This window comes from Neobacillus sp. FW104-15D2, from assembly GCF_058790155.1.
In genome coordinates, this window is sequence record NZ_JBYTCJ010000026.1 from 60,012 (window position 1) to 80,771 (window position 20,760).

At 37.8% G+C, this 20,760-nt stretch carries 17 protein-coding genes; 6 read left to right on the top strand and 11 right to left on the bottom strand.

Going from position 1 to position 20,760, the window contains the following annotated elements; translation table 11 throughout:
- Positions 1 to 20 precede the first annotated feature (20 nt).
- The 5 genes from AC3WR0_RS18855 to AC3WR0_RS18875 all read right to left on the bottom strand — a co-directional run bounded on the left by AC3WR0_RS18855 (position 21) and on the right by AC3WR0_RS18875 (position 8,123).
- Entirely contained in the window at positions 21 to 1,598 is a 1,578-nt protein-coding gene (locus AC3WR0_RS18855) for a SagB family peptide dehydrogenase (RefSeq protein ID WP_492553780.1), read from the bottom strand.
- A gap of 22 nt (positions 1,599 to 1,620) precedes the next feature.
- On the bottom strand, positions 1,621 to 3,561 hold the full coding sequence (locus AC3WR0_RS18860; protein ID WP_492553763.1) for a TOMM precursor leader peptide-binding protein: 1,941 nt from the start codon (positions 3,559 to 3,561) through the stop codon (positions 1,621 to 1,623).
- Complete coding sequence (locus AC3WR0_RS18865; RefSeq protein WP_492553764.1) at positions 3,561 to 5,486, bottom strand: putative thiazole-containing bacteriocin maturation protein; 1,926 nt, start codon at positions 5,484 to 5,486, stop codon at positions 3,561 to 3,563. Before AC3WR0_RS18865 ends, AC3WR0_RS18860 begins: the two co-directional genes overlap by 1 nt.
- Before the next feature lie 285 nt (positions 5,487 to 5,771).
- Complete coding sequence (locus tag AC3WR0_RS18870; RefSeq protein ID WP_492553765.1) at positions 5,772 to 6,071, bottom strand: heterocycloanthracin/sonorensin family bacteriocin; 300 nt, start codon at positions 6,069 to 6,071, stop codon at positions 5,772 to 5,774.
- A gap of 774 nt (positions 6,072 to 6,845) precedes the next feature.
- Positions 6,846 to 8,123: an MFS transporter gene (locus AC3WR0_RS18875; protein ID WP_492553766.1), complete on the bottom strand. Its 1,278-nt coding sequence runs from the start codon at positions 8,121 to 8,123 to the stop codon at positions 6,846 to 6,848.
- 313 nt (positions 8,124 to 8,436) lie between these two features.
- On the opposite strand from AC3WR0_RS18875, the gene AC3WR0_RS18880 reads away from it, so the two are divergent.
- Positions 8,437 to 11,571 carry an alpha-mannosidase gene (locus AC3WR0_RS18880; protein ID WP_492553767.1) on the top strand — a complete coding sequence of 1,045 codons (3,135 nt, stop codon included), beginning with the start codon at positions 8,437 to 8,439 and terminating at the stop codon, positions 11,569 to 11,571.
- A 693-nt stretch (positions 11,572 to 12,264) separates the two neighbouring features.
- Here the strand turns inward: AC3WR0_RS18880 and AC3WR0_RS18885 are convergent.
- From AC3WR0_RS18885 to AC3WR0_RS18895, 3 genes are all read right to left on the bottom strand, one after another.
- Positions 12,265 to 12,810: a DUF1697 domain-containing protein gene (locus AC3WR0_RS18885; RefSeq protein ID WP_492553768.1), complete on the bottom strand. Its 546-nt coding sequence runs from the start codon at positions 12,808 to 12,810 to the stop codon at positions 12,265 to 12,267.
- Between the two features lie 368 nt (positions 12,811 to 13,178).
- Positions 13,179 to 14,489 carry a hemolysin family protein gene (locus tag AC3WR0_RS18890; RefSeq protein WP_492553769.1) on the bottom strand — a complete coding sequence of 437 codons (1,311 nt, stop codon included), beginning with the start codon at positions 14,487 to 14,489 and terminating at the stop codon, positions 13,179 to 13,181.
- Positions 14,490 to 14,553: 64 nt separating this feature from the next.
- Positions 14,554 to 14,982 (bottom strand): MerR family transcriptional regulator, encoded by a 429-nt coding sequence (locus AC3WR0_RS18895; RefSeq protein ID WP_492553770.1) that lies wholly within the window; start codon positions 14,980 to 14,982, stop codon positions 14,554 to 14,556.
- 324 nt (positions 14,983 to 15,306) lie between these two features.
- On the opposite strand from AC3WR0_RS18895, the gene AC3WR0_RS18900 reads away from it, so the two are divergent.
- Both AC3WR0_RS18900 and AC3WR0_RS18905 read left to right on the top strand, forming a co-directional pair.
- The gene (locus AC3WR0_RS18900; protein WP_492553771.1) at positions 15,307 to 15,921 is read left to right on the top strand and encodes a DUF47 domain-containing protein; all 615 of its coding nucleotides are present in this window, start codon (positions 15,307 to 15,309) and stop codon (positions 15,919 to 15,921) included.
- 24 nt (positions 15,922 to 15,945) lie between these two features.
- Positions 15,946 to 16,932 (top strand): inorganic phosphate transporter, encoded by a 987-nt coding sequence (locus tag AC3WR0_RS18905; RefSeq protein ID WP_492553772.1) that lies wholly within the window; start codon positions 15,946 to 15,948, stop codon positions 16,930 to 16,932.
- 169 nt (positions 16,933 to 17,101) lie between these two features.
- Here the strand turns inward: AC3WR0_RS18905 and AC3WR0_RS18910 are convergent, their stop codons facing one another.
- Positions 17,102 to 17,914 (bottom strand): uroporphyrinogen-III synthase, encoded by an 813-nt coding sequence (locus AC3WR0_RS18910; RefSeq protein WP_492553773.1) that lies wholly within the window; start codon positions 17,912 to 17,914, stop codon positions 17,102 to 17,104.
- 121 nt (positions 17,915 to 18,035) lie between these two features.
- On the opposite strand from AC3WR0_RS18910, the gene AC3WR0_RS18915 reads away from it, so the two are divergent.
- A complete protein-coding gene (locus AC3WR0_RS18915) occupies positions 18,036 to 18,254 on the top strand; it encodes a hypothetical protein (RefSeq protein WP_492553774.1) in 219 nt (72 codons plus the stop codon).
- Between the two features lie 57 nt (positions 18,255 to 18,311).
- Here AC3WR0_RS18915 and AC3WR0_RS18920 read toward each other — a convergent pair whose 3' ends face one another.
- Positions 18,312 to 19,022, bottom strand: a complete 711-nt coding sequence (locus AC3WR0_RS18920; RefSeq protein ID WP_492553775.1) for a YjjG family noncanonical pyrimidine nucleotidase — start codon at positions 19,020 to 19,022, stop codon at positions 18,312 to 18,314.
- Between the two features lie 316 nt (positions 19,023 to 19,338).
- On the bottom strand, positions 19,339 to 19,545 hold the full coding sequence (locus AC3WR0_RS18925; protein ID WP_492553776.1) for a hypothetical protein: 207 nt from the start codon (positions 19,543 to 19,545) through the stop codon (positions 19,339 to 19,341).
- Between the two features lie 260 nt (positions 19,546 to 19,805).
- Here AC3WR0_RS18925 and AC3WR0_RS18930 point away from each other — a divergent pair, with 260 nt between their 5' ends.
- Both AC3WR0_RS18930 and AC3WR0_RS18935 read left to right on the top strand, forming a co-directional pair.
- Positions 19,806 to 20,015 carry an alpha/beta-type small acid-soluble spore protein gene (locus tag AC3WR0_RS18930; protein WP_027319841.1) on the top strand — a complete coding sequence of 70 codons (210 nt, stop codon included), beginning with the start codon at positions 19,806 to 19,808 and terminating at the stop codon, positions 20,013 to 20,015.
- Between the two features lie 250 nt (positions 20,016 to 20,265).
- Positions 20,266 to 20,481 (top strand): hypothetical protein, encoded by a 216-nt coding sequence (locus AC3WR0_RS18935; RefSeq protein ID WP_492553777.1) that lies wholly within the window; start codon positions 20,266 to 20,268, stop codon positions 20,479 to 20,481.
- Positions 20,482 to 20,760 lie beyond the last annotated feature (279 nt).

The window sequence follows — 20,760 nt, forward strand, 5'->3', positions numbered from 1 at the left end:
AAATGTTGATAGTTTAACTCCTAGGTATGCAAACTTCCTTTTAACCAGGCACGGGGGCGGTATGGACCAACTGGTATTTGAATTAAGCTGGTCTTTCCACTCGAACTAATTTTATAAAGATCATCACATTGATTAGCATCGAATCCGAGCAGTGGATGGCCACCCATTTCTAAGGCACACGCCGACAAAAGCAGCCGCTGAACAAGAATACCGGCTTCCATCTGTTGGATGCGATATCCTCTATAGCCTAAATTCTTAATAAGATAATCCTTTTCTCCAACGGCATGCATACACAGTGGAACTTGATACAAATTCACATTTGGCATAGTTAAACCAAATTGTAAAAACTCCCTGTAATCCCCTTCGGTTATTCTGCTAAGCGCATGGGTGCTATAGTCATAAGAGTAAGCACCATTTGAAAGTCCCTCTACGTTATAAAAGGTGCCATACAAAGAAACCCGATTCTCAACATTCCCATCTGTGTCATCAAGGTCATTCTGATATATGAAGGTATATGTTTCATTTAACAATGCTGATAATTGTGTTTGACTCACTTTTCCGATGGTAAAATCAATATCAGGAGAATGCCGCTTTCTGCAAACAGAGGATAGGTCGTATGAAAAATGCTCCTTACGTGGCAGCAAGATAATCTCAGTATCCAATGCAAGTTTCACACTTTTCTTTTGGTTTATCTTCACAAATGACTTCGTTGTTTCATACATTGATGCTTCATTAAGCTCTTTTAGCAAAGGATAATCAATTACTCTCTTTGAGCGGTTATAAGAAGTATGCTTCAATAAAGCAACTTCACTGCTCAAGTCATTGGCAGAAATTATTTCTTCCTTATTATGAACATCATCAGCAGCACAATTGATTGTTTGGTGAATCGATAAAGGAATTATGGCGTATACACTTTCATCCTGTTCGGATAGTCCAAGCAAATGATTGATAGCCCGATCAAGAAATTGGTAGCAAACCCGATTGGAGAAGCTCATTTGTTTCGCTACTTCTAACAATTGCCCAATCAGAACTCCTGCATCTAAACCTTGGAGCCGGTATGAAAAATTATTATATTTATAAAAATTTTTCCAAAACACTGTTGAAATAAACACAGCTCCAAAACAGTCTGAAAGATCGCTGCCATTTCCCAGACTTCTGGATAAGTAGAAATCATAATTACCCTCTCGAAGCAGGATAAGGCGGTGATGAGCGGCACTGTAATGATAAATCCCTTCTGGCACTTCCTCCAATTTTAAATAAACGTATAATTCACTAGGATACAAACCCCCGCCAGAGGGAACAAAACGGCGCAAAGACTGTTTCATCTCTTTTGCAGAACCCTCGAATTTTGCAGACTGAGAGTATTGAGTTATACCATAAACATACCATAGGAATTGACCTACCTCTTTCAGACTAGGTTTGCCATCAAAATCCCGTTGCGTAATTGTCAATGGTACCTCTGGCGGAAGCGGAAACTCAGGCAAGCCTCGATATAATTTATATGAAAGGGGCGCGTCTTCCCAATCCACCTCCCAATCCGGCGGAAAGATTTTTTCCGTATCAAAATGTAGGTTGTGTAGAAAAGTTTCAAGCTTCAACATTCTGCCTCCTACTCTCCCATTATGGGAACGGATGAGGATGTGGATTTAGCTGTGCATACGATAACGGCTGCTCCTTAAATCCAAGCTTCTTCGGCACCGTAAGTACCCTCTCCAATCCTTCTAACCGGGTAAGGTGATATCCAAAGGTCATTGGCAGCATTCCAGGAATTATGACCTTAACGCAGTATAATCCATTACGTTTCGTTATCGGAGACGTTTGGTCAACCACAATAACTTCAAGGTTTAACAGTCGGAACCTCATAAGGATATCCTGGAGATCATCCTTCAAATCCGAATTTTTAGGCGTCTTCTTAAATTCCTCTGCAAACGTACGTAAAGGACGATGATCCTTCAAAATGAAACTGAGCCGGTCCTCTGCTTCCCTCAGACCATACAGCATCCCGTGGTCATCCATATTAAGAACCTCGAACGGATTCTGCAGCATTCTTTCATATTTCTTACGGTTTTCCTCCAATTTTTCATCATGCTTAAACATCATTCCTGCAAGCTCGTAAATCGTGCTTTTTACAGCCCTTACAGGATCAGGGTTGGCTCCAGCTGCACAAATGAGGTTTAGCCCCTCGGATTTTCTGTTTTTTGCAACTGCCCATACACTTGGAATCTCGTGTTCCATCGTTGAATTGTAAAAATGAAGGTCATATCCAGCTACGTCACGAATTCGGTCTACCATCAGCTGTAATTCCTTATCGTTAGCAGAACTGAGGTCGAGTTTTGGAAGTGGGATTTTGGCATACCAGGTTAACAAAAAGGAGTCTCGTTCGACGACTTCCATAATAGCATGAAAAATGGCTTCCTCTAAGCTCCCCCCTAAAGCACATCCGTTCGAGGTTTCATAAACAAAACCTTCCCCATGGCCTAAACTGTAATAAGCGAGTAATTCAGGAACCAGAATCGGCTTTTCCTGTAAAAATGAATAACCCCAGACCCAATTCATTGGCTGATCCAGCTGAAATGGTTTAAATGGGAAATGAGGCTTTTCATATTGTTCCTTTTCATGTAATCCTACTCTTAAAGGATTAAGTGCTATATCCCTTATATTTTGATAACTATCGCGGACTACAGTTTTTTTGCCTCTTGGCTCAATCCCGCAATATCGCTCCAATCCTTCTAATATGGCAGTAAGTTCACTGATCTCATAAGAATTGGACCTTCCAGCTACTCCCTCGTCCCCTCCAATCAAAGGCATGTTTACATAGACATCAGCAAATGGCAGAGTGACATCCTGCATTTTCCCATTCATGACCCCAGTTCGAAAATCCAGATAATCTTTAACGAGTACTTTTTTTAATTCATCCATCGAACGGCATCGATAACCATCATGATTGATTTTAGGACTGGATTGTAATCTAATTTGAGCTAATTCAGGGGTGTCTTCTGGTAACGGACTGCAGTTCGGGCATAATGGATCAGGAAGAAAAAAGTGGCAGGAGTTTATTAACGACCGGAGATTCGTGATGTATATTCCCTCTTCTAAAAAAGTATGATTACCGTTAAAGATCTTTTGTACTTCGTTTTTTATCAGCAAAGTCATCTGCAATAGTCCCGTACGTGAAGACCATGCATCCCTCTTTATCCCTCCTTTTTCGGCCATTATCATCTGAAGCTGCCAAGTCTCTTGCCGTTCAAGTCCAGCTGTCATTCTCCTTAATGCTGCACAGCGAGAACATCCCGGTTTATTGGAGCGTACTAACGGTCCAATGATTCCCTCCCCAAACATGACGAAACCCATAACCCACGGGATTTGCATGGTCCGGAGTTTTTCTTCCGCCTTTTGATGTTCAGATGGATACCATGCATCGTGAAGCACCAGAGCTAACTCCGTTTCTATAGTTACTTCTTCCAAATTTCTAATTCGATTTACCTTATACTGCTCGGACAAATGTTCATGGACCCAGTCTGCTAATAAGCCATTTCCGTAAATTTGAATTTGGGCAGCCATCAGGATTCCTCCTCTCGTAACTGCACACCAAAGACCCCAGCCAATTCATGTTTTAAAAATGGTTCGAAAGAAAGATCATAGACCATGAGTCTCTTGTTTTTTCTTTTCAGATTCGTAATGGAGGATTGTAATAGCTGAATTTGCGTTAGCTCGTCAAGAGAAGGGATATTCAGTTTAAAGTCCTTTTCATTTAGGTAAACCGTTGATTCTGCTCTCCAGTCAATTGAATTAGGGTCTTGATCATTCAAAAGCGCCTTTTGCAAAGCCCCCCTTAAGGCCAGAGTTGGATTTAAGCCTGAACTGCTGTATCCACGGCCATCCGTACAGACCCAAATCACTGGGAATCCCATAACATCTTTTTCAAAACCGATGACCGGTGCACCATTTAAGGTAGTCAGTGCGTTTAAATAATAACTGCAACGCTGATCTTCTATTTTTCCCAGTTGTACACGAAAAGAAGTGTATAGCTGATCTCTTGCACTGTTTCTCAATTCCTCCTCTAATTTAGCTTGCAAGCCCCGGCAGACAGCTTCTTCGATAGTTTCCCCAGCTCCTATGCCCATTGCTCCAGCGGCGCTTTTTCCTTTCTGACATTGAAATTCGTTGATCATTTGTGAAACATACAGTTCAATCCCAGCTAGCCCAGCTTCCCTTTTAGCCTCCTCATGTGTAAATCCCGAACAGACGACCTTTGGCAGGAGCTCTGCAGGTCCCTCTGACAATGGGTTGACTGCTTGAACATAGCACATGGGAAGAGGAAGCTGTTTTAAGTTTCTTTCCTCCCAAAGATGGAATATCCCTATTTCTTCAGAAGTTAATAGACTAAAATGTTCCAAGAGTCTGCTTGGCTGCTCTTTATTATTCCTCTCTTGCTCAATTCTATCTTCAAGGTTTTCCACCAGTCTAGGAGAAAAACTAAAGTTTGCAGCCAATGGATGCGGCAGGAAGGATATCCAGTCTCCTTCCAGCGTTTCGAGGTTTAATAAGTAAATTTGATTACTTTGATTTGAACCTTCAATTCCAGTGGCTTTTTTGAAAAACTCGAAAACCGTCACATTTGTTAAAATGGATGCGGCAGTTGGTGAAAATGTTTGCAGCTGGCCATCTGGCTGCAATGTAGATTGATGGATACGGCGCCATGCGGACTCCCAACATCCCTCAGATTCGTGATGAACCAAAGGACCAGCAAGTCCCACTTGTTCCAGACAGATTGCGGGCATAAATACCTTCTTTTGTTTTTTGCAAATCTTATTCAGATTTCTAAGTTCATCTACATCCTGAGAAGCATATAGTATCCAATCATATGGCTGCACAGCTTTTTGCCAAAAGTTTTTCCCCTCCCCTCTTTTAAACGGAATCTGCTCGACCATCACCTCAGAGTCATTCTCCCTGGCATTGTGAACTAGTTCTTGGATACGCACTTGATTTGCAGTCTCAAAATCCGTTTCTATAAAATGGAATTTAGGAAGTCCCGATTCAAGTAATGCGGATGCAAGCGAAACCAAAAAAGGTCCAGACCCGACAGCCAAAACTTTAGCCTGTCGATATTCTTGAAAACGGTGTGCTGCCGAGCCCTTAAAATTCTCGATAAACTCAATTTGTGACGCATACTTTCCAAGAACAAAGCGATTTAATTGGTGTGGTCTATCTTTGCTTATATCTCGAACATAACCATTCTTGTACAGCGCCTCTCCAATCTCATATATCCTATTCTGATATGGAAGCGTTAATCCCTCTGTCAGCTCTCCCAATGTCAGCTCCCCGTTAAACATTGGGATTAGTTTTTCAATCCATTGATAAATGGTTCCTCCTTCCATTCGAAATGAACTCATATTATTTCTAAAATACACGCCACCTTGTGGATCAGGCAAATAAAATGTATCCCTTTTTACCTTAAGACGCGAGTATGAGGTGAGATTTTCCATTCAAGTCCTCCTTCATTCAACGTTCTTAGTAATCACTATCATTCTATGTTCTTTTATTTGTCCATTATGATTAATGAACAAAAGGCTCAAGCTCCCTGTGCAGATGATGAAAGGCTAAATATGCCTCATCCTGTGGGCCTCCCTCAGGGGCTGGGCGCTGGACCTAGATTACAATAACCTAGTTTCGAGTTAATCATAAGGTAAAAATCTATAATTTCCTAAACGACAAGAAAGTGCCCCTGCATTATGCAGAGGCACCTTCTTTTAAGATTATATTGAAACCTGTCACCAGCCTCCCCAGCAGTTAAAACAGCTCGAACAGCTATAACAGCTATAACAGCTATAACAGCTAAAGCAGCTAAAACCGAAACCGCCACAACGAAAGCCGCCGCAACGGAAACCACCACAACGCATTCCGCCGCACATCATGCCGCCACAACGCATACCTCCGCCACAACGCATTCCGCCGCCACAACGCATTCCACCAAACTGGCGCTGATCTAGGCTCGGATCTATAGGAACTAATTCACCTACTTGAAAGTTATCCATTCCCAGCATTTGAAGGTCATTTTGAAAATTTTGCATTTTTTCCTCCCCTTTATATTTAAATTTCTGATTAACCTACATTGAGAGCTATAGAGTTAATTTGTTGTTTTGCAACTAAACGTTCACTTTTCAGGAGCACTCTCTCCTCCAAAATATGTTAACTTAAGGGCGTTGTTACTGATATAAGAGCCTATTTCCTTAAGTCGCTTAGATTGGGCTTTATTATGTACTTCATCATTTAACCTTCTAAGGAAATGCTAGTATCCTTTTTTAAGTAATAAATTCCATAGGAAATGCTTATAAGTTTACAAGGAAGGCAGTCGAGTCGGCTAAAAAAGAGAATTCAACTCTAAAATTAGAAGGGAAATAAATAAGAGGCGATGTGCATGAACAGAGTTTATTGTTAATTTTAATTCAAGATTCGGATCAAGAGGACCCGCTACAGTTGATTGATAAAATTAAAATTCCAGGATAAAAGTTTACTTTGGTAATGGCCATTTTTTTGCAGAAGATCCTTCAAGAAATCTTATTCAAATATTAAAGTAATCAGGGTTATTACTAGAAGCATTTTATTATCTTTTGTTATTAACATCCTTCCGCCGTTAAAATTATCCTTACTAAAAGCCCTCTTCAGTTTGAACAGGGCTTTTCCACCGTATATCATTTAAATTTGTTAATGGTTGTTTCTCAATTTCAAGAACCATATCGGTAATTTTGTATACATTATTTACTAGTACATTTTTTCAACCGTTTAATCGAGCTAAAATTATTTACTTTGAAAAAGCTGCCTTTTATAGCAGCCAGATCTTGGAGTTATGTAGTTAAAGAATCCTCTTTAACTTGTGAGACAGTTGTTTTTTTCTTAATCACAATAACAAATAAGCTTGCTAATAAGCAGAATATCCCTGCGAACAAAAACGCCCATGTGTAAGAATTGAATATCTTATATATAAGACCGCCACCATATGCCGCAACTGCTGCACCAGCCTGATGCGAAGCAAAAATCCAGCCATATACAACTCCACTTTTTTCAGTACCAAAAACTTGTCTCGAGATACTAATAGTTGGCGGCACCGTTGCAATCCAATCTAATCCATAAAATACTGAAAAGATAATCAGAAGGGTGACAGACCCTTTGAACAGTGCAAGAGGAAGTAATACCAGAGAAGCACCTCTTAGACTGTAGTACCAAAACAATAACCACCTATTATCAAAACGATCTGACAACCAACCGGAAAGAGTAGTTCCTGCCAAATCAAAGATTCCCATAAAAGAAAGGAGAGATGCAGCGGTAACTAAGGGAACCCCATAGCTAATACAGTAGGAAACAAAGTGAGTACCAATTATTCCACTTGTTGAAAGGCCACAAATAAAGAAACTTCCAGCTAAAAGCCAAAATTCTTTCACTTTAACTGCTTCGAATAAACCATTAAAAGCAATAACAATAGGATTAGTTTCCTTATATCCTTGATTGCTCTCCTGTATTTCTTCTTCCATTCCATATGGAAAAATTCCAATATCCTTTGGTGTACTTTTCATAAACAATATAATTATGACTAACATTACGAAACTCAAGATTAAAATTAAGCATATAGCCCAACGCCATGAGTAATGGTTTATCATTATGGCTAGGATGGGAAGCAGAATTAACTGGCCTGTCGCTGTGCTTGCTGTTAGTATTCCAACTGCAAGTCCCCTTCTTTTTACGAACCATCTATTCGCTATATATGGACTTAATACTGTTAGAAATAATCCGGACCCCAGGCCAATGATAATTCCCCAAATAACAATAAGCTGCCATGAGTATTGCATCTTAAGTGTAAGCAGGGTTCCTGTGAACAATGTGGCCATTGAAATTATCATTATCTTCTTTAAGCCCAGCACTTCAATTAAAGCCGCCATAAAAGGACCTGATATACCGTATAAGAACAAACCAACAGCGAAAGCCAGGGAAATAACGGACCTATCCCAGCCAAATTCATTTTCAAATGGTTCAATAAAGACCCCTGAAGATGATCTTACAATTCCAGCAACAATAATAGAGGAAAAAGAAATGAGCAGGATAATCCAGCTATAATGAAATCGTTTCAAAACATCACTCCACTCTTAGTAATAATGTTAAAGTTTATTATAATGTATAAAACTGCCAATTAAATACCTTCACTAAATATTATAAAAAAGTTATTCTATTAAATTTAAATATTACAAGCTGTTTTAAAACTTATTAATGAAAAAAAAATTAAGATTGTTTATGAGTCTAAATATTAGTGGCAAAGAAAAAGTCCGGCTTGAGTAGCCAGGATAAAGAAAGTTGTATTTTACCTAAAGAATAACGTTTGAAATTTCCTATTTCATTCATAAAAGGTGTTAAACTTATTTTAAAATGTACTAGGAGGAAATCATTTTGTTTTGGACTGAGAAAAAGCTTGCTGCTCGTTTATCTGAATTAGATCCATACCGTTATCGTGATATTTTTGAGATTTCTTCTTTAAACTTTCAACTTGATGTAAAGGGAGAAATCGGCTCAAAACCGCCTTTATCTGGCAAATGGTCAACAATACATATAGGAGAAACTTGGTCTGGACGGGATCTCTACGCCTGGTTATCAGCTGCCATTTCAATCCCTCATACTTGGGAAAACAAAACAGTGGTTGGAGTGTTTGATTTTGGGATAACGGATGAAGGTCACAACTCGGGCTTTGAGTCTTTGTTATATATCAACGGAAGTCCGTATCAAGGTGTGGATGCAAACCATAAAGAGGTCTTCTTTTCAGGAGGTCTCTATGGTAAAGACGTTCAGTTGGACTTTCGTTTATGGTCCGGACTTGAAGGAGGCGGACTCCCGACTGAACAAATACATAAGTTTAAAAAGGCTGATATCGGATGGATGGATGAAGCCGCAGATGATTTATTTTTCACAAGCAAGGCTGCTCTTCAAACAGTTGAAATGATGAATGAAAACCGCCCAGAACGTTCAGATTTGTTAGGAGTTTTAAATTATTCTTTTAATCAGATTGATTGGACGACACCAGGTTCGGATGAATTCTATCAATCCATTTATATTGCAAGAGACATTCTTAAGGCGGGATTAGAAAAAATAGAAAAGCATAACCCCATTACCATTCATGCAGTAGGCCATACTCACATCGATGTAGCTTGGCTCTGGAGGCTGCGGCATACTAGAGAAAAAGCTGCGCGCTCATTCTCGTCTGTCCTCCGATTAATGGAGAAATATCCGGAATACATTTTTCAGCAGGCACAGCCACAGCTTTATGAATATATTAAAGAGGATTATCCGGAAATATATGGACAAATTCAAAAAAGAGTTCGAGAAGGACGTTGGGAAGCGGATGGCGGCATGTGGCTGGAGCCGGATTGCAATCTTCCTTCTGGTGAATCTTTTGTTCGCCAACTCCTTCATGGAACGAGATTTTTAAAGAAAGAATTTGGGGTAGAATGCAGCTATTTATGGCTTCCAGATGTATTCGGATACAGCTGGGCTTTGCCGCAGATTCTTCAAAAGGCTGGTATTAAGTCTTTTGTAACAACAAAGATTAGCTGGAATCAATATAATCGGATGCCTCATGATGTGTTTAAATGGCGCGGTATTGATGGTTCCGAAATCTTAACTTATTTTATTACGACCCCTTACCCCGGTCCTGGCCGAGGATGGGGCGCAGATTACAATGCCCAGATTACGGCAGAAACGGTTTTAGGTGCCTGGGAAGTTTTCAAAGATAAAGGCATAACAAAAGATTTAATGATTACATATGGACATGGAGATGGTGGCGGAGGGGTTACCCGTGAAATGCTTGAAATGCGGCGCCGCCTGGATGAAATGCCAGGCGTTCCACAAGTTAAAACAAGTAAGGCTGGGGAATTCCTTGAGACACTGCATCGAGATGTTGATCAGACTAATCAGTATGTGCATACATGGGATGGAGAACTCTATCTGGAATTTCATCGTGGTACTTATACTAGCCAGGCCTATAATAAAAAAACAAATCGAAAACTGGAGATTCTCTATCGTAGAGTCGAGATGTTAAATGTTTTTGCCAGTGTCTCCTCCAAAACATGGAGCCTTTATCAGGGTGAATCGCTTTATGAGGGATGGAAAATTATTCTCCGTAATCAATTTCATGATATCATTCCTGGTTCTTCGATTAATGAAGTTTATAAAGATAGCCGAGAAGAGTATGCGAACGCTGAAAATCTCGCTAAAAGTTCCCTTAATCAAGCAGCTCAGCATATCATAACAAATAATTCTCATGGGACTTATACAGTAATAAATGATGCTTCCTGGAATAGGCATTCACTTCTTTTCATTCCCATTAAGGCAGGGATGGAAAAAGGAGGCTGGCTCAACCATAAAGGTGAGGTATTGCAGGCAGAAAAAACGGCGGACGATTGGATCATCTGCGTTCCTTCACCTCAATTAGGACATACAACCGTACAATACGATCCTAATATCAGCCAGCTTACAGCTCCGAGAGATTTTATAGTAAGCACTAATGAAGTTCATACTCCTTTTTATGAAATAAAATGGAATGAAACCGGGCAGCTGTCCAGGATTTACGATGTAAAGGCTGGAAGAGATATATTAAAAAAAGGACAGAATGGAAATGTACTGCAAATCTTTGAAGACAAGCCATTAAGATGGGATGCCTGGGATATAGATATTTTTTATCAGGAAAAAATGAAAACCATTGAAGATATTATAAGTATTGAAATTTCAGAAGTTAATTCACTTCGGACTGTTGTACAATTTACCTGGAAATACAATCGGTCGATTATTAAACAAAGCATGATCCTATACTCTAATAGCCGACGTATCGATTTTAAAACGGATGTGGATTGGCACGAGCAGCATCAGCTGCTGAAGGTGGCCTTTCCGGTAAATATTCGAGCAACGGAAGCAACCTATGATATACAGTTTGGTAATGTAAAAAGGCCTCAGCATTGGAATACCAGCTGGGATTATGCGAAGTTTGAAACAGTTGGTCATCAGTGGGCAGATGTTTCTGAACGAGGCTATGGAGTCAGTTTATTAAACGATTCCAAGTATGGATACGATATCAAGGATTCCGTTATCCGATTGTCTCTACTTAGAGGTGCTACCTATCCGGATCACTCTCAGGATCAGGGCAATCACATATTCACATACTCCCTTCTTCCTCATCAGGGCAGCTGGGTGGAGGGGTCAACGGTTCAGGAAGCGTGGGATTTAAACTCTCCCCTATCCTATCTCGAGGGTAAAGCTGGTATGGATTATGTGTCATTGTTTAATCTCTCGGCTGATTATGTCGTTATTGATGCCATAAAAAAAGCAGAGGATAGTAATTTAATAGTCCTGCGTCTTCACGAATATACGGGCCGGAGAGGAATAGTTGAAATAACGAGTGACCTCCAAATTACAAGATGGCAGGAATGTGATCTGCTGGAACGAGCTGAAAGTGATCCAGTTGAAAGTAATTCTCTAATGTTTGAGATTAAGCCATACGAAATCAAAACCTTTCTTGTTAACCTGAGTCTGGATTAATAAGAAACACTCATGATTTTGCGACTCACACCCCAGGATGAAAATTTCTTCATCCGGGGTTTTTCTTTTAACTAATTTCCCATACTTGTAAAGCTATTCACCAAACCTCCTGTATTTGTTCTTAAAAGTACCAATTTTTTCAAAAAGTAAATAAGCACCCGAATTGGTGCTTATTTCTTAAGCCTATACGCTCTTCTTTCAGCATATTCGGAACAACTCACGCATAGTTTTAATTGTTTTCCATTATCATTAATAAATGTTCTTAATGGTTTAATTTTCCTTTTACAGATCTGACATTTATTATTAAATATATTTAAAAACCCCATATAAAAGCCCTCTCTAAATTTCCATTATCCACATGTATATGACTGCAAGCATGAAAGTGTAACTTCTTTATAGAAATAGATGCTACTTTTTTTGTTCTTCAATCATGAATACAAATCGCGACCTGCTTACACTTCAAGCAGAAGACGAAACTATAGTTGAAGTAGCTGAGTGGAAAATCGAGTGAAGCTATTGAGAAGGCTCATCATTCAGCAAATGTAATGTCAGTTTGGAATAAGATAAGATTGGTTACTGAACTGAACAATATATCATCACAGCTGAAGCCAGGTACCGTTCCCCAATTTTATACCTATAAAAAATAGTTAAATAGCTTGGCCTTTGCCAAGCTATTTTTAATATTCCGGAGTTTTAAGACTGTTTTTCCATATTATTAACCATCACTTCAATCTTTTTAATGGTTTTCCAATTGCGGGATGTTACAGGGACCTTTAACTTTTGAAGCTGATTTGAAATCTTCGAATCCAGGATGCTTTTACGTAAATAAAGATAGACATCTCTTCCACTTATGTAACACTCTTCGCTTTCACTTTTATATTTCAACAGCTGTTCAATGACCTCCGTTAAAGGTTCCTTATCAAGCAAAGTAAGATGTACACTTTCTCCCTCTTTTAATTCTTCCTGATAGGGACAAGTTCTCATTATCTCTTTCCATTCAGCTGCTGTTCTCAATATAACCGGTACTGAAATTCCAAATGCGGCTTTGATTTCCTCATGAATGAGCGATTGTAATTTTTCTGCGGGATTTTCTGATTTAAAAACGATATTGCCGCTTTGAATATAAGTTTCCACTTTTTCGATGCCCATATTGGTGAACATTTTCTTTAAGTCGTTCATCTTAATGATATTGTTCCCGCCTACATTAATCCCTCTTAATAATGCTATATAAATCGTCAACAGAGCATCTCCTTCTCATTTCATTTATCCGAATATGTTTATAATTGACTGTCATATCAATGCTTTTAATAAAAATATCTAACATTTTATAAGCATCTTCTCGTTTTTTAGGATCTACAGCATTTTCAATAAACTTTATCACACTGTTTTTGTTTTCTATAGTTTTGAATTCTCACATCGAAGTCCCCCTTCTTAATCCCTGAATTTTCCAAGGGGGTATATTTATTTTATACCAACTTTTATCATTAGAACAACTTGTCCTTCGACATGTCCTTTAAGCGGATGCCCAATTTTATCTAGAATTTTTGGATATAAAGTTTGATTAGCTAAAAAAAATCCCCCCTACTCGATGTAGGAGGGAAATTATCTTATACCGCAACTTCTTGCTTCAATATCTTTACTATTTCTAACGACTTGATATGGTAACCATCTATTTCAAGAATTTTAATATCATAATCCTCGTAAGAAACGACAGTACCTTCTTTAATATCGATGTTTTGGGATAATATCCATCCGCCAATTGTATCGATATCCGTTTCTTCCATATCCAATCCGAATAGGTCATTAATTTCATCAATTAGGACTTTTCCGTCCACGATTGTTTTATTTTCACTAATTTTATTGATATCTGGTACTTCGTCTTCATCAAATTCATCACGAATTTCTCCGACTATTTCTTCCAAAATGTCCTCTACTGTTACTAAACCAGCCGTTCCCCCATACTCATCCATTAAAATCGCCATATGGACGCGGTCTTTTTGCATTTTCACTAATAACTCCTGGATAGCAATTGATTCCATTACCTGAATGACGGGTCGGGCAAAATCATTAATAGAGGTTTTAACATCAATTCCACTTATAAATTCTGTTAAAACCTCTTTCATATTTACCATACCAACAATATTATCCTTTTCTCCGTCCATTATTGGATATCTTGTATAATTTTCTTCCGTAACAACCTTAAGGCAATCCTCTAATGACTGTGATTTATCAAAAGCTACAATTTCAGTCCGGGGCACCATAATTTCCTTGGCTGTTCTGTCATCAAATTCAAAGATATTATTCACATATCTATATTCCGACTGATTGATTTCTCCATTTTTATAACTATCGGAAATAATGATTTGAAGCTCTTCCTCTGAGTGTGCATTTTCATGTTCTGAAGTAGGTTTTAATCCGAATAATCCTGCAACAAAACGGGCCGATCTATTTAATGCCTTAATGAAAGGATACATTATTTTATAAAAAAGAATCATCGGCCTTGCAAAAAGAAGCGTAACTGTTTCCGCTTTTTGAATAGCAAACGTTTTAGGTGCAAGTTCTCCGACAACTACATGAATAAATGTAACTATTGCAAAGGATAATATTAATGATGTAATTCCTGAAATGGATTCCGATACATGCAGATAAGCAAACAGTGGATGAAGGATTTGTTCAACTGTGGGTTCCCCCAGCCATCCCAAACCTAAAGCAGTTACAGTAATCCCCAGCTGACATGCTGATAAATATTCATCAAGATTGTTTACAATGGTTTTTGCCGCTAAAGCACTTTTATTTCCTTCAGCAACGAGCTGATCAATTCGTGATCCGCGTATTTTAACAATAGCAAATTCATAGGAAACGAAGAATCCCGTGAATGCAATTAAGATTGCTATAATTAGCAAGTTTATAAGAATCAATGGTCTCCTTCTCTTAACGCTTACAGGTTAAGTAAGGAATACACCTCCTGAATTATAAAAAAATCTAAAAAACTTCTATTTTTTCAAATAATAATAACAAAGTTTGAGCCAATGCAATTCCCTCTGGCGAAAGTTTGCTTACCAGCATTTCCTTTTGATTATGGTTCAACTTTTCAAGGATTGGTTCCATAACCATAATTTCCTCTTTAAGGTGCTGCATGATACTGCCAATCTGAGCAAAATGCTTTTCTACCTTTTCATTATCAATACTGCCATCTGTTTTTAATAATTCAATTAAAGACTTTATCTCCTCAAGTGGCAGATTAAGATTTTTATAGTGTTCAATAAAATTCAAAATCTGGATGCTCTCTTCCCCGTACAATCGATAATTGGAGTCCGTCCTCGTAGGGCTGAGTAAGCCGATTTGAGAATAATAATCGATTGTTCTTTTGGAGATATTCATCAATTTAGCTATTTGACCAATTCGATACAACTTCCCAACTTACCCACCCCTTCCTGTTTACATATCATTTTACTATATGCATAACCATACAGTCAACGTGACAGTTGATCCCTTGGTTTCCCTCTTAGAACAGAAACTAATGGAAAAAATTGAATTAACAGCCTTTAAACTGGAATGTTTATTAGAAATCAGGGAAATATAGGGGGGAAGAAACGGCCTCTGGCCAATTGTTAAAAATGTAAACCCATTGTAAAGTTTATGTAAATTATTCAATAAGATTCTTCCCTGAAACGACAAACTTAGCTACTATAACATTTGTGACATATTAGTCATTAAGAAATTGGAGGTAATACAATGGCCAAAAAGAAAGACAAGTTCTCAAATTACTTAACAGAGATTTCCTTAAATTTAAAAGAAAGCGCTGATTTCTTTTCAGACTACAAATTAAAAAATGTCAGTGATCTTAAGATTTTTTCAGAAAAAATGAAGGAATATGAAACGAAAGGCGATACATTCGTTCATGAGGTTATTCAGGAATTAAATAATGCCTTTATTACTCAAATTGAACGTGAAGATATTCTGGCCCTAACCATGAGTATGGATGATGTGTTGGATGGTATTGAAGGAACTGCGGCTCTTTTCGAAATGTATTCCATTACACAAGCTGATGAGTACATGCTTAAATTTGTTGATGCTATTAAAAGTTGTTCTTCTGAAATTGTCGAAGCAATTAATTTGCTTTCAGCAAAAAAACTTCCTCAAATTAGAGAACATGCCATCAAAATCAAAGACTATGAGTCCAAATGCGATGGAATTTTACGTGAATCCATAAAACATTTGTTCGCGGTCGAAAAAGATCCAATCAAGATTATTCAATATAAGGAAATATACGAGGAACTTGAAGATATTGCTGACTACTGTCAAACAGTAGCAAACACATTAGAGACAATTATTATGAAGAACTCTTAATTCCACTAAAATCTGGAGGCTGTAATGTCAATCATTATAATTATTATTACCCTTGCCTTAATCTTTGAATTCATTAATGGCTTTCATGATACAGCTAATGCTATCGCCATGTCGGTTTCGACAAGAGCTCTCCCTCCTCGGTTTGCTGTTTTTTATGCAGGGGCTTTAAATTTCGTCGGAGCAGTTACTTCCCAGGCAGTTGCAAAGTCAATTGGAGGAAAAATTGCGGATCCTTTTAAGATTGAAAATGGTTTAACCATCGTTATTGCGGCTTTAATTGCCGCCATTATTTGGAATCTCGTTACCTGGTACTTTGGAATTCCTTCATCATCGTCACATACATTGATCGGTTCGGTTGCAGGTGCTGTTATTGTTGGATCAGGATTCCATGCAATAAATTGGGAGGGATTCACTGATATTATTAAAGCATTAATCATTTCTCCCTTTTTAGCTTTTTTTATTGGATTTATACTCATGAAAATCCTAAGAGCATTATTCAAAAATGTAAATCCTCACCGTGCGACACGAGGCTTTAGGGCATTCCAGATTATTGCCGCCGGGTTAGCTGCTTTTTCACACGGAGGAAATGATGGACAGAAAACAATGGGTATTATTGTTTTTGCCATGGTAGCAGGTGGATTTCAATCCACACTGGACGTGCCGCTCTGGGTCCAAATTATCTGTGCGACTGCAATTGGCTTAGGTACCATGATAGGCGGAATGAGGATTATTAAAACTGTTGCAAAAAGGCTTTTTAAAGTTCAGCCAATTAATGGATTCGCTGCAGATTTATCTTCTTTTACCGTCATGCAGGGTGCTACCATGTTAGGTCTTCCCGTCTCAACAACTCATGTAGCTTCATGTTCCATCTTAGGCGTAGGTTCTGCAAAGAGGTTCAAGGGCGTAAACTGGGGTGTAGCTGGAAGAATGATTATCACTTGGGTAATTACACTGCCTATATCCGCTGCTATTGCTGGTATAATCATTACAATCATGAAATTGTTCACGTAAAACTTTGCAGGGGACCCATCAGCAGGTCCCTTGTTTATTTCAGTCACAAATATTAGTACCCTAAACGAATTTCACGACCTAAATAGTGTTACGATTTTTAGTCGAATTACTTCATCCCCCATCTTTATGAACAAAACGATTCATTCATAGAGGAGATATTACTTTAATGCTAACTGAAGCTGCGATAGTAATGAGCCAGTTCGATTACCATTGCTCCCATTCTTTCGTTTTCAGGAACAACCACCCTATTAATCCCCTCTTCTTTTAAGGCTTCTGCTGTAACCTTTCCCACTGCAACCGCAACAGTACTTACTTGAAAAGCACCTAATAGTTCTGCCAAAAAGTCCTTTTCCCGAGCAAATTCAAAAAGAGATCGTACCTGAGTAGCAGTAGTAAAACAAACAGCATCCATCTCTTTTCTAATAACTTCCTCACAAAGCTTCTTTACCGTATCGGTTTCTGGGGGGATATGCTGATATGGAAGAATGAATGAAACCTCTGCTCCTCCCTTCTCCAGAAATTGTATGAGTGCTGGAGCCTTTTCTCCATGAAGCTGAACCATGACTTTTTTGCCTGAAAAATCAAACTCCCTGAGAGATTCAATAAGACTCCTGGTAGTGCCATCGTCATCTGTTGCTTCTGGTGTAACTTCGATTTTTTTAAGTACCGACAGTGATTTATAGCCTCTTGATGCTATTTTAGATTCTCGGATCCTGCTTAAAAACCGGTCCTTAACACCCAGTTTTTCTGAAATGTTCATCAGCGTTTCTATACCAATTCCAGTGGTGAAAATTACCCAATCCGATCCCTGATGAACAAATTTCAAGAGTTCTGGTTCTACTTCCCTCTCAGCTAAAAACACTGTTCCTTGGAGGGAACGGACAACGGGTGTCCCCCCTTGTTTTTCTATCAGTGTACTCATTTCATCCGTTTTCCGAGAAGCACCAATGCATATTCGTTTACCCGTTAAATCTTTTTCCATAAAAGTCATCCTTTTTTCTAGTAATTAAATGGTCTAAATTTGATCTCTCTTAAATATTTTATAGTAACGATACTATATTAGCTTTTTATGTATCCATTCTATATGAAATAGGTGATGTCAAATGTTCGTTGTATCTTTTTTTGAAAACAGAAATATTTTATTAACTCAGCTGCTGAAGAGTGTTCCCTCCGAAGGTGAAGAGCTAAAAATTAAAGGACGGAAAGCAAAGGTTTCAAATGTTAATAGTATTGACGAAAAAAATGTTCATGTTCAGGTTGTTATAGAAACAGTTAATAAAAGTAAAATTGTACTGGATAATTCAAAAAAGAAGAAGAAATAATTCTCAAAACATAATGAAGAACGCGCATGATAGACTATGTGCGTTCTTTTATATTGTTTAGCATACAGTTTGAATCTCTTTTTCTAATAAAATATGATAGAGTTCCTCAAGTCTGTGAATCTCATAGGTTGGGAGAATTTCAGTATTATTTTGTTTTAATTTCCCGTTGAACCAGCATGTTTCCAACCCTGAAAGCTGTCCGCCCTTAATATCGGCGTTTAAAGAGTCACCAATAATTAAGGTTTTTTCGGCGTTAAAGTTTGGAATCCTCTCAAAGGCATAATCAAAAAATTCCTTCATCGGCTTTTGAAAGCCTGTATCTTCTGAGACAAATATGTCCTTAAAAAAGGGATATAAACCTGAGTCACGCAGCCTCATATCCTGTGTTTTTGAAACACCATTGGTTACAACAAATAAATCGTAATCGTTATATAGTTCTTTTATTAATTCCAGTGCACCTTTTACGAGTTGATGTCCTTGATTTAAATAAGCGCGGTAGCTTTTTTCAAGAACTTCTCCGTCAACTTCTTTTCCATACTCTCTGAATAAAAGGGAAAATCGTGTGTTCACAACCTCATTACGAGATAATTTTCCTTCTTCATATGCCTGCCAAAGTCCCTGGTTGATTTTTTGATAATTTTGCTCCAGTTCTATGGTTAAAGAGAGATTTTGCTCTTCCAAAAGCCTATTTAATGCCCCTTTTTCTGCAGCTCCAAAATCCAGTAATGTATCGTCCACATCAAATAATAAAGTCTGATATTTTTTCAAAAGAAATCTCTCCCGTTTTGATCTAGCTGTTTATCTATTGTATTCAGCCTACCATTTTTCCGGCCTCTCATTCAAATTATACTGCTAAAAAAGTGTCACTACCTTACAATTAAACGAAGTTTTTTGTATGAAGATGTAAAAAAATCCTTCATCGCCTGTATGAAGGATACGGATCATTAATGAATGCGAGGAAATCATTTCTCAAAAGATATTGCTGGCAGACAATCTATATACAGTACAACAAGCTTCACTTGGAAATGTATATTTTTAAGTTTGTCTTTTTTTAGTGGTAATTATGTTTTTAAAGTATTTCCGTTTATATCCAGATATATGAAGGAATTCTGTTTAAGGCTTCTGCAACCTTTTCTTTTAAATTAGATTGATCATGGAGTAATTCTTTAATGGTTATTTCCCCTGTTCTTAAATTCTTTGATATTACATTAACAAATTCTTCTTTAACTCCTGGTAATAGTCCCTCTAAAAACATGCTTTGCAATTCATCCGCAACCATTTTTTCTTTCATCCAAAGAATCCTCCTAAAAATTTTAGCGGGAGAGACAATATTTCCCTCCAAATAAATTTTAGTCTGTTTATCATACGATGAAATTTGCTGATTGTTCATATTTTTATTGCCTTTTTAGCGGCAATCCCCGTCACATTATAGACATCCTAATTTGTTTTTAAACAAACGTTATGGTAAAAATCAAAAAATCCAATATTTACAAGTATTTATTCTCTTGATAAATGGGACATTAATGTTACATACAAAGGAGGTGAAACAACATGGCAGGAAGTAATAATAACGATCTATTAGTATCAGGAGCTCAACAAGCAATTGATCAAATGAAATATGAAATTGCTCAAGAATTTGGTGTCCAACTAGGAGCTGAGACTGTTTCTCGTGCAAACGGATCAGTAGGTGGAGAAATCACTAAACGTCTTGTTTCTATGGCTCAATCTCAAATGTCTGGATTCGGCGGAACTACTCGCTAAAACAATTAAATAACATGGCTACAGGCTGTCTGCGAAAGCAGGCAGCCTTTTTAGTATACATATTTTTCTCATTTTTATTATCCTGCTTCCCGGGTATACACAGTTTTTTTTTGAAAATGAGCTTTTGGTGTTATTTTCATCACACCTTTTTTTTACGTTCAGATATACAATCGTAATACTACATAGCTTTGAAAAGGAGCTATGTTACCCACTCAATTTCTACATCTTAAACTGCAGGGAGGTGTTTTAAATGTTTAAATTTCTGGTCTTCGTTTTAATACCCATTAATTTGGTAATGATCGCTGTATTCATTGATGGGTTAATTCAATTGTACAGGCAGGAAAAAGAAGAGCAAAAAAACATTGTCAGAGAAGGTATGGAAGGATATTTAGATCAAGCCTTTGGATTCGAAACAGTTAAAATATTTAAATCTGTATTTGATGCTGAGGTAATGAGAGTTATTTAGTGTATTTGCCTCAGTATGAGTGGTTCAAAGCCCCAAAATACAAATGGTTTGAGGTTTATTCCAAAGATAACAGCTTTTATCACAGCGAAATGGAAGAATGAGTCTTTACTTTCATTAAGAAAAGCGCAAGCGCCAGTTCAGCGACGTATGGACATTAGGCGCTGGGCGCTGGAGCTAGACAATTTAATAGGTAAAACTTTAAACTCCCTCATGAAAGTAAGGTTTTACTCTTATTTTCTTTGTTTTTCTTAGTATTTCATATTACTTTGTTTGAACACT

Excerpts from the sequence above, each read along its gene's own strand:
- AC3WR0_RS18860 (WP_492553763.1), bottom strand. The coding sequence starts at position 3,561 with ATGGCTGCCCAAATTCAAATTTACGGAAATGGCTTATTAGCAGACTGG.
- AC3WR0_RS18865 (WP_492553764.1), bottom strand. The coding sequence starts at position 5,486 with ATGGAAAATCTCACCTCATACTCGCGTCTTAAGGTAAAAAGGGATACA.
- AC3WR0_RS18870 (WP_492553765.1), bottom strand. The coding sequence starts at position 6,071 with ATGCAAAATTTTCAAAATGACCTTCAAATGCTGGGAATGGATAACTTT.
- AC3WR0_RS18900 (WP_492553771.1), top strand. The coding sequence starts at position 15,307 with ATGGCCAAAAAGAAAGACAAGTTCTCAAATTACTTAACAGAGATTTCC.
- AC3WR0_RS18905 (WP_492553772.1), top strand. The coding sequence starts at position 15,946 with ATGTCAATCATTATAATTATTATTACCCTTGCCTTAATCTTTGAATTC.
- AC3WR0_RS18910 (WP_492553773.1), bottom strand. The coding sequence starts at position 17,914 with ATGGAAAAAGATTTAACGGGTAAACGAATATGCATTGGTGCTTCTCGG.
- AC3WR0_RS18915 (WP_492553774.1), top strand. The coding sequence starts at position 18,036 with ATGTTCGTTGTATCTTTTTTTGAAAACAGAAATATTTTATTAACTCAG.
- AC3WR0_RS18925 (WP_492553776.1), bottom strand. The coding sequence starts at position 19,545 with ATGAAAGAAAAAATGGTTGCGGATGAATTGCAAAGCATGTTTTTAGAG.
- AC3WR0_RS18930 (WP_027319841.1), top strand. The coding sequence starts at position 19,806 with ATGGCAGGAAGTAATAATAACGATCTATTAGTATCAGGAGCTCAACAA.
- AC3WR0_RS18935 (WP_492553777.1), top strand. The coding sequence starts at position 20,266 with ATGTTTAAATTTCTGGTCTTCGTTTTAATACCCATTAATTTGGTAATG.